General features: G+C 40.8%; 15 protein-coding genes. 6 read left to right on the plus strand and 9 right to left on the minus strand.

Annotated elements, in window-relative coordinates; translation table 11 throughout:
* Nucleotides 1–182 precede the first annotated feature (182 nt).
* The 3 genes from PING_RS09300 to PING_RS19470 all read left to right on the plus strand — a co-directional run bounded on the left by PING_RS09300 (nt 183) and on the right by PING_RS19470 (nt 5,519).
* Nucleotides 183–578 carry a PAS domain-containing protein gene (locus tag PING_RS09300; RefSeq protein WP_011770120.1) on the plus strand — a complete coding sequence of 132 codons (396 nt, stop codon included), beginning with the start codon at nt 183–185 and terminating at the stop codon, nt 576–578.
* A 705-nt stretch (nt 579–1,283) separates the two neighbouring features.
* A complete protein-coding gene (locus PING_RS09305; RefSeq protein ID WP_011770121.1) occupies nt 1,284–2,177 on the plus strand; it encodes an alpha/beta hydrolase in 894 nt (297 codons plus the stop codon).
* Nucleotides 2,178–3,839: 1,662 nt separating this feature from the next.
* The gene (locus PING_RS19470) at nt 3,840–5,519 is read left to right on the plus strand and encodes an ice-binding family protein (protein ID WP_011770122.1); all 1,680 of its coding nucleotides are present in this window, start codon (nt 3,840–3,842) and stop codon (nt 5,517–5,519) included.
* Nucleotides 5,520–5,687: 168 nt separating this feature from the next.
* Here the strand turns inward: PING_RS19470 and PING_RS09315 are convergent, their stop codons facing one another.
* Nucleotides 5,688–6,152 (minus strand): hypothetical protein, encoded by a 465-nt coding sequence (locus PING_RS09315; RefSeq protein WP_011770123.1) that lies wholly within the window; start codon nt 6,150–6,152, stop codon nt 5,688–5,690.
* A gap of 1,294 nt (nt 6,153–7,446) precedes the next feature.
* Between PING_RS09315 and PING_RS09320 the strand changes: the two genes are divergently transcribed.
* Nucleotides 7,447–7,905 (plus strand): hypothetical protein, encoded by a 459-nt coding sequence (locus tag PING_RS09320; protein WP_157035341.1) that lies wholly within the window; start codon nt 7,447–7,449, stop codon nt 7,903–7,905.
* A gap of 318 nt (nt 7,906–8,223) precedes the next feature.
* Here the strand turns inward: PING_RS09320 and PING_RS09325 are convergent, their stop codons facing one another.
* The 8 genes from PING_RS09325 to PING_RS09350 all read right to left on the minus strand — a co-directional run bounded on the left by PING_RS09325 (nt 8,224) and on the right by PING_RS09350 (nt 15,023).
* Nucleotides 8,224–8,889, minus strand: a complete 666-nt coding sequence (locus PING_RS09325; protein WP_232279419.1) for an SOUL family heme-binding protein — start codon at nt 8,887–8,889, stop codon at nt 8,224–8,226.
* A gap of 299 nt (nt 8,890–9,188) precedes the next feature.
* Nucleotides 9,189–9,296 (minus strand): DUF2474 family protein, encoded by a 108-nt coding sequence (locus PING_RS21840; protein ID WP_083761744.1) that lies wholly within the window; start codon nt 9,294–9,296, stop codon nt 9,189–9,191.
* Nucleotides 9,296–10,300, minus strand: a complete 1,005-nt coding sequence (cydB, locus tag PING_RS09330) for a cytochrome d ubiquinol oxidase subunit II (RefSeq protein ID WP_011770126.1) — start codon at nt 10,298–10,300, stop codon at nt 9,296–9,298. The genes PING_RS21840 and cydB overlap by 1 nt, the downstream gene beginning before the upstream one ends.
* Nucleotides 10,290–11,720 carry a cytochrome ubiquinol oxidase subunit I gene (locus PING_RS09335; protein ID WP_041766313.1) on the minus strand — a complete coding sequence of 477 codons (1,431 nt, stop codon included), beginning with the start codon at nt 11,718–11,720 and terminating at the stop codon, nt 10,290–10,292. The genes cydB and PING_RS09335 overlap by 11 nt, the downstream gene beginning before the upstream one ends.
* Nucleotides 11,721–11,899: 179 nt before the next feature.
* Nucleotides 11,900–12,151: a TIGR03643 family protein gene (locus PING_RS09340; RefSeq protein ID WP_011770128.1), complete on the minus strand. Its 252-nt coding sequence runs from the start codon at nt 12,149–12,151 to the stop codon at nt 11,900–11,902.
* A gap of 791 nt (nt 12,152–12,942) precedes the next feature.
* Nucleotides 12,943–13,104, minus strand: a complete 162-nt coding sequence (locus PING_RS20955) for a pirin-like C-terminal cupin domain-containing protein (protein WP_198134765.1) — start codon at nt 13,102–13,104, stop codon at nt 12,943–12,945.
* Nucleotides 13,105–13,178: 74 nt separating this feature from the next.
* The gene (locus PING_RS09345) at nt 13,179–13,709 is read right to left on the minus strand and encodes a TetR/AcrR family transcriptional regulator (protein WP_011770129.1); all 531 of its coding nucleotides are present in this window, start codon (nt 13,707–13,709) and stop codon (nt 13,179–13,181) included.
* 198 nt (nt 13,710–13,907) lie between these two features.
* On the minus strand, nt 13,908–15,023 hold the full coding sequence (locus tag PING_RS09350) for a flavin monoamine oxidase family protein (RefSeq protein ID WP_011770130.1): 1,116 nt from the start codon (nt 15,021–15,023) through the stop codon (nt 13,908–13,910).
* A gap of 231 nt (nt 15,024–15,254) precedes the next feature.
* Between PING_RS09350 and PING_RS09355 the strand changes: the two genes are divergently transcribed.
* Both PING_RS09355 and PING_RS09360 read left to right on the plus strand, forming a co-directional pair.
* On the plus strand, nt 15,255–15,872 hold the full coding sequence (locus tag PING_RS09355; protein WP_011770131.1) for a glutathione S-transferase: 618 nt from the start codon (nt 15,255–15,257) through the stop codon (nt 15,870–15,872).
* A gap of 80 nt (nt 15,873–15,952) precedes the next feature.
* Nucleotides 15,953–16,645: a cupin domain-containing protein gene (locus tag PING_RS09360; protein WP_011770132.1), complete on the plus strand. Its 693-nt coding sequence runs from the start codon at nt 15,953–15,955 to the stop codon at nt 16,643–16,645.
* Nucleotides 16,646–16,816: the final 171 nt, after the last annotated feature.

Below are 16,816 nucleotides of genomic sequence, written 5' to 3' on the forward strand. Positions count from 1 at the left end.
ACTTATATGGGTGATCCCAAAAAAGAAGTTATTGAGGGTTGGCTGCATTTTAAAAAATGAGTATCGCAGGCAATTTATGGTGAAGAGGATTAATGATGAAGAGGGTATTATTTTGAACATTGGTGACCCAAATACTCCCCCACTACGTACATACTACTAACAGATAATTACTAGGAATAGAAATGGCTTATACAATAGATACCCTTGGTGAAACTGAAACCAACATAGAACTGTTAAAGGTACTGGTGGAGAATAGTTTCGACTCAATCCTAATCACTGACGCGACAACTGAAGGAGAGGTTATATACGCAAACAACGCGTTTAAAAAACTTACTGGTTATGAACCATCCGAGGTCATCGGAAAAACCCCCCGAATTCTTCAAGGTGTGGGTACTGATGAAAAAGTTATCGATCGTCTCACCGCAGCGTTGAAATCCGGTACAGAATTTGAAGGAAAGGCCATCAATTACAAAAAAGATGGAACTCCTTTTATTATGTTTTGGAGAGTGCTGCCAATCAAGGTCGATAATAAGATCGAAGCCTGGGTTGCTATCCAAAGAGAAAGCTCTTTCATTTAACATCTTAATAACTAATTTTAAGGCTCTTATTTATCAAGGGCCTTAGTACCTTGCTGGCACCTATCATTAGCAATATTGGGCATCTCTGCCACATGTCATCATCTCTAAGTCCGATGCCTTCACCGCTCCTTACTCAGCACTTTGACGCGGTTTGCCCGTTAACTATGCTGCACGACATTCTTCCGGGAATAATGTTGTAAACCACTCTTTATTTCCCGGCGGTTCAGTGGCAAAAAATTGCCCTGACAGTGACATTAACCGCCTTTTTGAGCATAGTATTTCTATTTTATAAATTCAATTTTGGTAACACCTTGGTTGTGCACTAAAAATAGAAGACTTAAAATTATGTATCTGAAACATAAGTTCATTATAAACAAAAGTAATATTCAGAGCTGGTTTGCACAACAGTGGAACGCACTTGCCCTTTACCTAAAATTTTGTGAAAACGGGTGAGTATATGAGAGAAATATCTGACTTTCGTCGCTTCATTAAGATGAAAAAGAAGTAAATATGAAGTTATCAACTCAAGTAGATTTTGAATCTAATGAAAAATGAGGTTTATTCTACTTATCCTCTATCCTCGAGAGCATTTTGGATAGCGTCATCATCACGTATTCAGCGGCTTGACCCGAAGCACTGCAATTTTAAGTCGTTGTTAACGAGCATTAATTAAAATTACTGCAGAAGATCATATTGACATGTAAAATGGCAAAACACTCCCTCTATGCAGAAACCAGACCATTGAAAATCAAACACATTATTGCCAGCGTTAGCCTGTTGTTGTTAAGTGCCTGCAGCTCGACCGGACTTTTCCTGTTGAACTCTGCACTGAGGCTAAATTCCGAGCATAGCGTCAGCAAGGATGTCGCATTCGGTCAAGACGAGTGGCAGAAGTTAGATATCTACACGCCCAACAGGAGCGCACAACAAGCTAAGCCAGTATTGGTTTTTTTCTATGGCGGGAGTTGGGATTCCGGCTCAAAAGAAATGTATTTCTTTGTAGCCGATGCCTTTACTCGACTCGGCTATGTGGTCATTATTCCCGACTATGCAAAATATCCTGCAGCACGTTTCCCGGCGTTTATGGAAGATGGTGCAGCCGCCATTGCTTGGACCAAACAAAACGTTGCCAACTATGGAGGGGATCCACAAAAAATATTTATCGCAGGACATTCTGCCGGTGCGCATCTCGGTGGCCTATTACTGACTGACGAACGTTACCTGAAGAAGCACGGGCTCAGTCCGCTGGACGTGCAGGGTTTCTCAGGTTTGGCTGGGCCATATAACTTTACCCCTACTCGTCCTAGCCTGATGGAAGTTTTTGGCCCACCTGAGAACTACCCTAATATGCAGGTAATGAATTTTGTTAATGGCGATGAGCCACCGATGCTGCTCTTGCATGGCGCCAAAGATGACATAGTTGGTGTTCGTAACCAGGAGCTCTTGATCGAAAAATTATCCGCCGTGGGCAACCTGTCAACAGGGGTTTTGTATCCTGGACTAACTCATACCAGTATTCTAACCAGCCTGACTTGGCCACTAAAAAAGAACAGTAGCACCCTCGACGATATGGATAAGTTCTTTAAAAGTTTACTCTGACTTCTTTTATGCCTTTAGGCATCAGTCAGAGCGGTCGCCTTACTGGAGAATATACTGGGGCCGAGGGGCAAGTCTTTCATTTTGCAGTTTGTTAATAATTAGTATCTATTCTAGGTCGTAATGGGGGCGTTTGCGACTTAGTTTTCTATGGCGCTTAGGGGCATATATGGACGCCCCGTTTATTGCAATTTTAATGAAGATTACAGTCTGCTGTCATACATCCGACGTCTCAGTAGGTTATCAATAACCTGCGCCATGATGTAATCCGAGTCCTGTCTTCTAATCACAAAGTCGACATTTACATGCCAAGCCCCAAAGCAGGTTTTTACAGGAACGGTTGACCGTTTTTCATCAAGCATTGCAAACTTAAACTAGGGTGTATATTTTACTTATCTACTTATCTACTTATCTACTTATCTACTTTTTTACTCGTTAATTATGCACTTTTAAATGCACAACTTGCTTTAAATTCATCGTTTGTAGTAACAATAACCCATGCTATTCGCGTCAATTTATTTGCAAGCGCAACAGTCGCTTTAGTTTTACCACTGCGTAGTGCAAGCGCGTTGAACCAGCGACTTAATGCATCTGTTCTTTCTGGTGTATAATCTGACTTTCGTAGCTTCATTAAGATAAAAATAAAGTAAATATAAATATAAATATATAAAGTAAAGTAGATTTTAGATCTAATGACAAATGACGTTTATTCTACCTATCTTCTATCCTCTATTCTCTCCTCTTAACCTTTCTCGCCACCTATTGATAACAGTCTTCACCATCAATAACTCCTCCTCGGTTAACCCTGTTCCCGCTTGCCATCGGCTTATCAATGTTGGCATTGAATAAAGGCGGCTCCAACGCAGACAAACCTCTTCATCGGTTAACTTACTGTTTTATATATTATTAACATGCAAAACTAGATGCCTTTTATTTTAATTACGGGGATTAGACATAAGTGCTAAGCACAGGTGTCGATAGTAAAAGTAGAGGTAAGTATTGGAGGCGTTCGACCATCCATTGTCTGCGATGCTCAAAGCTTTGCCCACTGAATTTATCCTTGCCGCATAAAAAAGCACGACGTACACAACGGGAAATACAATGACAAATTTTTAGGGAATAAATTTGAACAGCTTCAGCTGGCGTCGAAGAAGTGAATAACAGGGATGTTATTCATAAAGTAAAGCGTATTAAACAAAGAAATCGGTGTTGCACGAGATTACGTCATAATGAGCGCCTAATCATTCAAAAACAGTTTCTGAATAAAATATAGAGAGGGTTAATATTTAGTCAATTAAATGGGTGTCCAGCTATTACCGTTTTAAAAAATAGGTGATTTTATAATGAGTGCCTTCTGGTATTCTTATTTAGATAAAGTCAATTTTTCAGCTTTAAATTAACTTATACATCAATTAGTTAGCACTCGATTAGCAAAAATTAACATTTATTTAACAAGATCAACATTTTCTCAAAAAAAACTTGACTACAATGGGAACTAAACTTAATTTAGCGATCCGCTATGATATTTATTTAAAATAGTCTTCGCATAAAATGCAGATCTATTTCGCCTAAAGACAATATAATAGCTAAGAACACAAACAGATCTTTATTGCGCTCTCATATGCAATGGATTGGCAACGTATTATCACTATAAGGAAATAGTAAATGAAAAATAAAACGTTAAAAAAAGGACATGTTTTTTCCGGGGGATTGCTGGCACTTTCTATGCTGGGGTCTATATCGGTCGCATCAGCGGCTAATGGATTTGTTGAAGATTTTTCCGGAGGTAATCTTCCGTCTCATCTTGAAGCTGTCGGTGGCGTTGGAACGTGGTATTCACAAGGCACGAGATGTTGTTCTGGTCAAGTGGGGGGGGCAGTGTTTGAAGATGGTCATGTAAGATTTCAAGGGCGAGACACCCGCGGGGATTATTCGGGTGGTTTACGATCGTATTTACGCACTATTGAAACGGACTACAGTTCGGTCAGTTTTGTTGCAGAAGTAACAGTCACCATTCCCGAAGTTCCAAGGAGTGGCAGAAACATCGTATTCTTTGGACTCGGTCCTGTTTTGCCTGTCGATAAATATGGTGGCCCCGGAACAGAGGCAGGCAGCGGTATCAGTATCGGGACCCTGCCTACTAATTTTGCACCCCAATTTCAGGTTTGGAATGGGGTAAAGCCAGAGACCAAAGCAGATGTTGCTTGTGGTGGGAATGGCACACACCGTATGCGACTAGAGTGGAATGCTGAGACGAAAACGGCTGTTACCTCCATAGATCAGGATTATTCTGGTGGCACCTTCAGCGCCGACTGTACGCTTCCCCCAATCACGTCATTCGCCGATCAGCCTAATGGGAGCGGAAGGATCTTTATCGGAGGAGACTGGGATGCCATCTTCGATGATCTTGAAGTGACAATCGCCCATATATCGCCGTTTAAATCCCATGCTGCAATAGCTGGTGGTGCGATAAATATCGCCGCAAGCTCCACAGTAAATGGTGATCTCGCTGCACAAGCGGCCGTTGTTATCGGTGCTAATTCTGTAGTTCACAACATCTATGCTGGTGCTGCTGTGACCACAGGTGCTCTGTCTACCGTTGAAAACATCTTTTCAGGTGCTGCTGCGGGTATAGGGGCTAACGCTGAAGCCCAAAACATCCATGCTGGAGCCGCCATTACCCTAGGCGCCAGTGGTCAGGTCCAGGCGGTCTATGCTGGCGCAGCCATCACCCTGGGCGCGGGCGCTTCGACGAATGGCGTTTTAAATGACGATGCTAACGGGGATCAATATGCTGACGCGGAAGATATACATAACTCTGGAAATATGGCAAAAGTGATAGCTGAAATAACAAAGACACAGTCCGCTTTATCTGCCCTCAAGCCATCCTCTGCTAATGGACCATTATATACTACCATGGGAACACGCACGTTAGCGCCTGGCGTATGGGAAGGCAGTGCGGTGAGTATAGCTGCAAGCTCAACCATTACCTTTGATGCGGATGAGTATACTGATAATAAGGACCACGTTTGGGTTATTAACCTAAGTGAGGCGCTGACGGTTGGTGCTTCGACACATTTTGAGATAATTGGTTTGGGTAACGGCGATACCGCTTCCATCATCTGGAATGTCGGCGCTGCGGTCACTCTCGGTGCGGGCACCTCTTTTCGTGGTACCGCATTTGTAGGGGGAGCCGTTAACGCGGCGACTTCATCCGTTAGTTGTGGTCACTTGTATGCTACGGGCGCCATTAGTATAGGTAGCATTGGTGTCGATAGTGCAGGTAGTCCAATCACTTGCGAAAATTCTGATGCCGTCTTCACTTATCTGGAGACACTTGATTAATTAGCCGTAATTACGCAGTGTAATACGTGCAATTTATCAGGGTAAATGGTCGGCTGTTATAGTCCGACCATTTTTTTGACCAATAAAAGTAATAAACAATAAAGCCATTAAATAGTTACTGGCGCGCAGTACCTGAATAGGTTTGTACTTTAGACAATTTAAGACCTGTCAGAAATTTTTACACACCCGCAGCAGCTCCATCACTACCACTGTGCCCATCAAATTTGCAACAGCTATCCCTGATGTTTCATCATAGAGCCTTAGCAGCCGGCTTCTTCTGCTAATATGATCCAGACCGAGATCTATTGAGGAGTCTCCTTCTGTCACTAGAAAACTTAGATTCATACTGGTCACAGCCAAGGCCATACCGTTTTCACTGTGATTGCCCAAGGGCCAAGCATCTGCAGTAAAATAATAACCATTACGCCTAAATTCCGCAGAGTTGCGAGATTTATATGATGTGGAATCATATAAATCTCTCTCATCCTCGTAAGAAAAATTGGCGGCTCTATCTCCTGCAAGGTAATAACCACTAAACACCCCTCCAGGAAAAAGAGGACCAGAAAATGTTTCAAGGGTCTTGCCGGGATTGTCAAAAAGGCAGTAAGAACTTGCGCCGGGATGATATGTCACTGCGCATAGGCGCTAGTCTGGTCTTCCAGTCTATTTATTAATGCCGCATCATACCAAATGCATTAAGTTTATGAGCACTTGCTTCAAAGGAAAAATTGACGCCCGCAAAGCCGTCAGGATGAATTTTAATAGTAAATATGATCACTTAATTAATGCGTTTGGTATTAGCTGTATGTGCAGATAGGATGCTAGCAGTTATAATGGTTGCTTGTAATACTTTTGACATAATTCATTACTCCAATTGAATTAACGTAGCGCGCACCCAATTTGGCGTTATTGTCTACGGAACCTAGTATTAATAAACCGATGAGTAATGGTTCACTTATCTTTAGCTGTCGCTGTATAGCTGACTGATAAAATCATCAAAAGTATTTCAAATGAGTTGACTTTAGGAGTGTAGTAAAGAAAGTTTTTTGTGCTCCGATTTCGATAAAACCTTATCAGAATTTGTTATTTTCCTTCGTAAATCTCCATATTCTATATCGGCTTCTACCCAATTGGCAGGGTCCGGCCTGCCTTGTCTCTGCCGCTCGTTTCATACAAAAGCATTTATTGTAAAATTGAAAAGTAGGCAGCAAGTTGAGTACTACTGACCTTTTCCATTAAGGTAAAAAAATATTATCGATAATAACAGGGTATTCAATACTGGAAATTATTTTGACCCTGCCACCGCGCTGCTTGCAAGTTTTAATGTCAACGTTAAAAACCCGCTTTACTCTTTGATCCCAAGTCCTCGACTGGCGTTTTCCCCAAAAGCGAGCGTCGTGCTTCCCAAGTGAATTTAGCCACTTATTTTTGTTTTGTAACTCACTTGGGGGTGTTTGCGACTTAGTTTTCTATGGCGCTTCGGGGCGAAAGCGCCTTGGCCGTAAAATCTATCTAATTAAAAGATGGATAGGTTTTTACGCTCGCTTTATCTCAATAGCGAGCCAAATCAAAGTTCCTTACCAGTAAAGCCGATTTGAATGATGAAGCACTGCTTGAACTATTTCGCCCTCATAGCGATGAAAAAAGAGGCGAATGTGGAAAACATGAGGTAAGCATATTTTAGATATTACGAAAAAAGATGCTTATTCTGCCTATACTTCTTACTATCAACACAAATTTAATGCCTACCTGCAAACGCAGCGACGGAGAAGAGGGGCGTTGTTGGGATTTTAAACTAAAGATTGCCTTTTCAGTAACGATGAATTTAGAAGGCAATTGCGTTTGGGATCCTGACTCGATAGTGTTTATGAAAAGCATGCTTGCTGGTGAAAGTTATTTTAATTTCAGTAAACTAGAAGGAGCTCTTATGTCAAAATCACTTCTAATTATTTTATTTGTCACGTCTTTCATATCAACAGGTATGGCGATTCAGCCGGCCGCAACGGTTGAACTTAAGTACTCGCTGGAATTTATATTGAAGACTATTCTCGATTATAAAAATTTAAATTACCGACCCGAGATTCCGCTGCCGGAGCTAGTGGTCGCGAGTAAAACCAGTCTGAAACAATTTCAGGATGACGTTGAGCCACAATGGCAGATGCGCCCGGATATCATTATCAACACCTTTGTCGCAAAGCTTAATAAAATATACTTGCTGGATGAAAAAGCCTATTACGACAATTTCGAGCGCTGCATGGATGACTCTCTGGCGCACGAACTGACCCACTACATTCAGGTGAAATACCGAGGGAGCCTTGATAACGAGAGTCTTGAGTGGGACGCTGTTAATACACAGAACTGGTTTCGAGAAAAGTACTGTTTCTAATTGATACAATATTTTAGCCCAGCTGCGTGTCGCCGATAAGTATTGAGAGATGCTCCAAAACAAAGATCGAAGAAAAAAATCTTAACATTCTGCTTTTTTTGTTTTTAATCGAAACTGCGGTTTTGTTTACTAACTCTCTTGAAGGATAGTTATTTTTCTGAGACGCTTAGAGACACAAAGCGAGATAGAATCTTTACTATATTTCTCTAATCAGACGACTTCATTTATGCTTGAGTTCAGAAGCATTTGTGGCATTAAAAGTAGGTGGCGGGCCAAATATCCATTGCAACGACTTGTTAGGCGTCAACTGCCCCACGCTCAATCGCCAGATTCTGGGGATGCAACCGGCACCAGGATTTCATTGCGACGAAGGAACCAAGGCATGAACGGTGGGTTGTACCGTGCCCAAATCGGTTCGCCTACCGGAGTCAAGCGACTATTTTCTATCCAATTCTGTAATTTTTCCAAATTGCGAAGGTAATTCTTTTCGCTCCAAAAACCTGAATAACGTACCACAGCAATGAGACGTGCCGGAACCTCGCGAATAGACACGTTTGGATCCTTCGGCTCAGGAGTCGTTTCCAACTCGAATGACGCTGGCATCATGAAACTGACAACCCATTTTTCATCTTGCTTCTGCTGGCCTACCGGCGATGTCATCTCAATTTTCTGGCTCGATGGCTCTTGTCCAACAGGCGATGTCATCGCCACTTTTTGTTGCTGTGTGTTGTTGCCAGAAATATACTTGAACAGGCGGCCAAATGCTTCGCTACCAGCATCTTCAAACGCTCCATCTACTGTGGTTTCAGCGATAATATGGGACTCGTACTCGCGAAGTTCGAACCCGTCTTCTTCGCGAAGTACATTGTATTTTGCTTCCTCAACAGCCATAGCATTTCCCGCCAATAGTAACGTGGTAATTGTGACCCAACTGATAAGAGCTATCCGCAACATTATTAAGATTTCCTTTTTAGACTCAGCCATTCTAGACCTAAACCAAAGCTAATCGCCTTTTCCTGCACTGCAGCCAAATATGAAGGCATCACTTTTCAAGCCCAACAGTGTATTAGTCTGTAGTCTTACTAATACATATTTAATTTTTTTTATTGTTAAAGATTAGACCAGAACAAGTATAAAATAGGGACTCTGTCTGATTCTAAAATTATTATTCTCAATAATTTTCTCAGGCGGTCTATCGTCAAAGCGACTCAGCGAATAAAAGTTCCATGCTCGCTTTAATTTAACCACATGCAAGTTTTAGTCAGAGCCGATACACCAAACCGTCAAAGAATTGCTGACTTTATCAGCATAGCCACAATGCCCAGTGCTAAAACCCCAGCAAGCCAAATGCCAACAAACCAGGCTAGTTTTTTACATTTTTTCCAAGCCATTAGTGATAGCCATCCTCAGGTTTTACTTTGCCGCGGAACACCCAATATGCATAAGCGGTATAGATTAAAATAAGTGGCACTAAAACCATCACCCCCACCAGTGTGAATCTTAAACTTGAATCAGGCGCTGCTGCTTCAACGATTGTTAGATTTGGCGGTACAATATTAGGGTAAAAACTAACAAGAATACCGATGAAACTGAGGACAAATAGCCCGAGTGAGGCGAGAAATGGTTGCGCTTCTTTGTCTTGTTTCAATCCCATAAATAGCAACCAAGTACACAGCCCGACTAAAGCTGGAACAAATACACTAAAAATGCTGCCTGGCAGTGTAAACCAACGTTGGAAATAAGCGGGGTCTTGAAAGGGTGTGAGGATACTGACAACACCTATAAAACCTAGGGTAGCAATGCCTAACCATTTTGCATAACCCCGCATTCTAGTTTGTAGTTCACCTTCTGTTTTCATAATTAACCAGGTGGAGCCCAGTAAGCCGTAGCCAATGACAACTGCACAGCCGGTTAATAATGAGAACGGGGTTAGCCAATCCCACCAGCCTCCAGCGTAGGCGCGGTTTGCCACTTTAATACCCTGCACCAACGCCCCGAGCGAAATACCTTGAGTAAAGGCTGCTATAACCGAGCCTGCGAAGAAGGCAAAGTCCCAAACAGGCTTCCAACGAACGGTTCGCCAGCGATATTCAAAAGCAACGCCTCTGAAAATGAGTGCTAACAGCATCAGTATAATAGGCATGTACAAGGCTGGCATAATAATGGCATAGGCTAGAGGGAAAACGGCCAATAAACCACCGCCTCCCATTACTAGCCAAGTTTCATTACCATCCCAAACGGGGGCAATGGTATTCATCATAACGGACTTGTCTTGCTCTGATTTAGCTGATGGAAACAAAATACCGATGCCCAGATCAAAGCCATCTAAAATGACATAGCTGAGTACGGCGAAGGCGATAATCATCGCCAAGATAAACGATAATTCAAATTCCACGATTGTCTCCTTGCGCACCTGACTTAAGGTTTGCGTCAGTTGTTGCAATAAATTGATTTTGTGCGGTCCGGATAGGGCCCTTATTTATCTCAAGACCTGACGTAGCTGTCGGTTTATTCATCAGTCTTAATATATAGTAAGTACCTGCACCAAAGACAAAGAAATAAACGATGATAAATGAGATTAGCGATACCGCAACCGCAGGCGCATCAATTGGTGCAAGACTGTCGGTTGTACGCAATAGTCCGTAAACAGTGAAAGGTTGACGGCCTACTTCAGTAGTAACCCAACCTGCCAGTACGGCAACAAATCCCATGGGTCCCATAACAATTGCGGCCCGCTTTAACAAATCGTCATTATAAAGCTTGCCGCGAATGCGTCGCCATAAGCTCCATACGCCCAGTCCTAACATGGCAAAGCCTAGCGAAATCATAATACGGAAGCTCCAGAATATCACCGCAACAGGTGGTTCGTCTTCATCAGGAATAGTATCTAAACCTGCAAGCGGGGCGTTTAAGTCATGCTTTAAGATCAAGCTAGAGAGTTTGGGTATCTGAATCGCGTAATCAATCCTTTTTTCTTCTGGGTTAGGGATGCCAAATAAGATCAGCGGTGCACCCTCTGGATGGCTGTCATAGTGTCCTTCCATCGCCATTACTTTGGCTGGTTGATACTCTAAAGTGTTTAAACCGTGAAAGTCTCCTACAACAATTTGTAAGGGGGCGACAACAATTAACATCCACATCGCCATTGAAAACATACGACGTGCAGCCGCATCAGCCTTGTTTCTTAGCAGGTGTAATGCACCGACAGCACCAACGACTAGCGCGGTTGTGAGATAGGCTGCCAATACCATGTGTACTAAACGGTATGGAAACGAAGGGTTGAAGACAATCTGCCACCAGTCTTCTGGAATAAATTGCCCTACGTCATTAATGCTATAGCCAGCAGGCGTTTGCATCCACGAGTTGACTGATAAAATCCAAGTGGCTGACATTAAAGTACCAAAGGCGACCATACAAACTGCGAACATGTGTAGTCTATTACCCACACGCTCACGTCCAAATAAAGCGATGCCTAAAAATCCGGCCTCTAAGAAGAAGGCAGAGAGTATTTCATAGGCCATAAGTGGCCCGAGTATTGGTCCAGTTTTGTCTGCAAAAACCGACCAGTTAGTACCAAATTGATACGACATCACAATACCGGAAACTACGCCCATTCCAAAGGCAACCGCGAAAATTTTCTTCCAGTAGTTAAACAAAAAAAGGTAGGTTTGATCATGTGTTTTTAGCCACAAGCCATTCAATACGGCTAAATAACTGGCTACTCCGATCGAAAAGGCTGGGAATATAATATGAAAGGAGACGGTGAATGCAAACTGCATTCTAGCAAGCGTCTCCGCAGTGAAGCTTTCCAACATAACTATAGCTCTCATATAAATTTGATTTAAAATTATGTTAAACTTATGTGGCAATAAAATAAATATTGAAACAAAAGTAACATTAGAAATATAACTCTTAGATGAAAATAAGGTTTATTCTGCTTATCCCCATAGATTTAGTCATTGATGATCTTGAAGCATTCTATGCACCGCAATCACTATCTATTCTTATACTGAGTTGGGCAATAAGCTCTGCCGACTTCAGGCGACCTAAGTTTTGTATGCTTAGTTCTTCGACCGCTCACCCTGCTACGCCACAATTTGAAACTACTTGATTTCATCTTCTGACGCATAAATGTTATTACCGCTTGCTCATTCAGACCAAACAGATGTTCAATCGCTTCAAAGGGGGTTCTATCTTCCCAAGCCATTTCGATAACTCTAGACTCTTCACTCTTACTAAATAGCATTATCAAGTTCCAATTTGTGACATTTAGACCAACTAATACGTGAGAAAACAATTTAAGGTTCAGTTAAGCAGTATATTTTTACCTGAGGGCTTTCTAATTGGGGTAAATTCAGTAAAAGGTAATTAAGTGATCACAATATAAAAGCGGCACAATGTCATCACTGTTGATTTAAATTACGATAAGACGTTACCTCTGCTGCTTAAAGCTTCTGCTACGCTGAACTGAGCATGTGGTACATAGTGGTCGCACTAAAGTCACCAAAATGATTTTCGCCTGCTTATCAAAGAGTGTGTTATGTACATATAAGTCGTAAAGGGGGCGTTTGTGACTTAGTTTTCTATGCCGCTTCGGGGCACATAGCGCTTTATTTTTTTGTTCCTTAATGTCAATTTGAACAACCAACATTAGCTTATACACCCGTTTTTGGGTCGTGGGTATAGGGGGTAATATTAATATTTAATTGATTAGAGTATGATTTTTTAACGTGATGATTTAAACGAATATAAGGTATCAGTGTCCAGCTTTTTTGTGCTAAGCGTATCCAAAAAGGCGCGCTGTTCAATGAGCAGCATCCAGAGTCTTTTTATTGTGGCGGTGCTTAAGGCTATACTGACTATCCATTTGTAGATCAAGCGTAATGGTTTACAAGTCAGTCTTACTGACTAAATAACTAAACCACGTACTAAAAAAAGCCACCTGACTAGCGATAGTTAGGTGGCTTTTTTTATGCATAAATTTTAATTAGTTACCAAAATGCCCGTTTGATCATCACGAAAGGTTTGTCGTAGCTCTTATTGTGTGTTCATCACAAAGGGGCCGTAACCTGCGACTGGTTCGCCGATTGGCACTTCGCTTAGCAGTAGCAGTTTGACGGGCGCATTTGCATCGGAAGCCGTAGGATAGGTTAGCTCAATGGTATCGGTAGCAGGGGCAGATCCACAAGAATGGCACATAGCTTAAGTAAATATTGTCTAATAATATTGTCTAATAACATTGCCTGAATAGCATATTTTGTAAGAATATGCTGTTAAGTATAATATTGAATATTATCAAAAACCGTTTTATCATCTAATACTTTAGATAAAATCATTATGCCCTCTAAAGAGGCTAATAAATGAATAGCTTTAGCTTTGGCACTTGCTGCTGTCATGTCTTTTTCTTCAATATATCTTTGTTGTAACCAGTTTATATTCAATTCAAAAAAACGTTTAATTTCACTTTTTACTTGCTCTGGTAAGGCGTCTAACTGTGCGCCTAATAAACCACATAAGCACATTTGGTTATCTTTTTCCAATGCGGCTTTGAACATATTAATATAGAGGTTAATTGCACTACTCTCTTGTTGCTTTGCTTTCTCATCATTTAGTGATGCTAAAAACACATCGGTATACTGATGCGCTAATTCTGCAGCTAAATCAGCTTTGGTACGAAAATAGTAATGCACACTTGAGCTTTTAATGCCTATTTCATCGGCAAGCTCTCTAAAGCTAAAATTACCGTAGCCGCCAGACCTTACTTTGTTTTCTGCTAATGTGAGTATTTGAGATTTTTTATTCATAAATAAATGCTATGTGAGAGGTTAAGTAAATAATGAAGTTATTGAGTAGCTTTAATACCCGTATTAGCTATATAACCAGACAATGTTACTGCTGATGTTAGTTACTCAATAATCTCAGGCATTATCAATGACTAAGTCATTTTATTCAAATACTTAATAATTTCGCTAAATTGATACCACTAAGATGCTTGTTCGTTTTTAGTGACTTTTAAACAAGACTTCTTTTTTCAATAAACTAATCGCTGTATCAGCAGCGTTAATCGCGCCTTCAAGGTAACCAGCGTCTTCCTCAGAAAACTCACTACCTGCCAAATATAAGTTTAATGACGATAACTCCTGAGAAAATCGCTTTATATAAAAATCAGGATGCGCCGGTGGCTCTGCTCTGTCTTTATCTGTGGCAACATGGACATCGTTGCCCCAACTTTTTAAATAACACTGTTCATAGTGCTGGGCTGCTTCGCCAAACAATGATTTAAGCTGATTAATGCACTGGGCTTTTAAATGTTCAATAGAGAAACTTTTTATGTCTTGGGATGAAAGTCCGATAAAACCAAATAATGCAAAACCCTGCTGATCTGTGGCTGAGGCATCATGAATTTCTATCATAGGTCCAACGCGACTAAATGCTTGTCCTGCCAAGCCATTGTCTCGCCAAAAAGGTTTATTATAAGTCGCTATAAACTTTGTTTGGTTTGCCATCCAAGTGGGTACAGCCACTAACGCTTTTGTTAACGCTTCACTCGCCCAATGAGCAGGCGTTAAGTATTCATGGATAAGTCTGGGTGGTAAGGCCAACATTAAATTGTCGGTTTCGTGAATAACGACCGAAGCATCTTTTGTATTTTTCACTGTTACTTGCCAAGTATCATTGACCTTTATTAAACTATCCACTTGACAACTAAGCTGATAGTTACGTTTTGATAACTTAGCTTGTAAAGCCAAAATGAGTTTATATAAACCTCCTTCTAAACGATGCAATAAAGGCCCTTGACCATTTTTAATGATTTTAGGTGCTATATTCCTATGTTCATGATAAACAACCGCACCGGCAATATGTTGATGAAATAAATTTTGCTCCAAATTAGCCGCTAATGCTTTCATACGATAATGATGCGGAAATATCCATGTTGGGCCAAGATCATGAAATAACGATTCGTCATTATTTCCCTTAGGCTTTTCACTATGAATGCGCCCACCAAAAACATCTTTCGCTTCAAAAAGCACATAGGGAATATTTAACTGCTCTAACTGAAACGCGGTGTACAAACCAGCTAATCCACCACCAACAATAATTACGCGTTTTTTATTCATTAACACCTCAAACCTACCTACTGATAGATAAATATTAACTGGCGTTCAATTTAATAGCAAGTTATTTTACAACACGCTAGAAGCTACATTTAGCTACAAGTTAACATTTGACAATTGATATAAAAACAATCAAGCTAGCTAACTACCTATCAATAGATAGATAAAAACTAAGTAAGTTGATGGTAAATAAAATAATGCTTATTTAAATAAACTCATTAATTGGAAATAAAAATGAAAATATATGATGTTGAAGGTTTTCCTAATCCACTTCGTGTTCGAATGGCTTTAGCTGAAAAAAATGCGCTAGACCAGGTTACTTTTGTTCCTGTTGATGTGATGAACGCTGAGCATAGAAGTGATGCTTTCTTAGTAAAAAATCCAGCTGCTGGTGTTCCAGTACTCGAATTAGATGATGGAACCTATATTTCTGAATGTTCAGCTATTATTGAATATATCGATCATACATTTGCGGGCATTTCATTAACAGGAACGTCTGCTAAAGAGCGTGCTGTTATTAGCATGATGCAACGCAGAGCTGAATTCATGGTACTTGATGCTGCCGCTACTTATTTTCATCATGCGACTGATGGTTTAGGACCTGATCTTGAAATAGACCAAAATAAAGCATGGGGCAATAAACAAGCTAAAAATGTACTGGCCGGTTTTAAATATTTTAATACCGTATTAGGTAACGCGCCTTATGTTGCCGGTGACGTATTTACAATGGCTGATATTACCTTATTCGCAGGCCTTGTTTTTGCTGATTTTGGTAAACTAACCGTGCCAAGTCAATACACAAATTTACTTGCATGGCGTGCAAAGATTCAAGACCGACCAAGCCTTAAATAAAACTATATTGCGAGTTGTTTAACCACATTAATGGCATTAACGACTCGCTCCCTTTTGCTTTTTTTAACTAGGATTTACTTATGGGAATTTTTGATGATTTTAATCAAAGAGTAGTTGTTCATAGTGCCTCATTAGACTGGTTAGCCTCACCTATGCCGGGCGTTGAAAGAAGACCTCTAGATAGAGTGGGTGGCGAGGTTGCTAGAGCAACCTCCATAGTACGATACGCAAAAGGCAGTAAATTTTCTCCTCATGTTCATACCGGTGGCGAAGAGTTTGTTGTCCTTGACGGTGTATTTCAAGATGAAAGTGGAGATTTCCCTATAGGCTCGTATGTTCGAAATCCACCACAATCTAGTCATAAGCCACGCTCTGATAACGGCTGTATTATTTTTGTAAAATTGTGGCAATTTCAACCTGAAGATAGAACGCATGTTCGCCTACAGATGAATAAAATGTCAGCGGTTCCTTCGCAAACAGTTGGCGTCTCTATTACCCCGTTATACAAAGACGAACATGAAGAAGTGTCGGTTTATTATTTTGAACCCAATACAAAAATGAGTTTATCGGTTCCTGATGGTGCAGAGGTATTGGTATTAGCGGGGGAATTACAAGCACAAAATGATTTACTGCAAAAGCATAGCTGGATGCGTTTACCTTTAGGCGACACATTAGCAGTAACGGCAAAAAGTAATGGCGCAAAAGTTTGGGTTAAAACAGGAAATTTATCTGATGTAAGCAACCAGATAAAACGGGTTCAAGCGGCAAGCTAATTTTGTTAAACAAAGAATAAACAGGGAGTAAATAAAGGGACATGCGATCCCTTTCGTTGAGTTTTACTAAATTTTTTTTATCGTTTAAATAAAGCGTACCATTAAAAAGTATATATCAAATAATTTTTGGTTAATGAATTTGTATCTATTGATTGATCTTTCATGTGTATA

It is taken from the genome of Psychromonas ingrahamii 37, from assembly GCF_000015285.1.
GTDB lineage: Bacteria > Pseudomonadota > Gammaproteobacteria > Enterobacterales > Psychromonadaceae > Psychromonas > Psychromonas ingrahamii.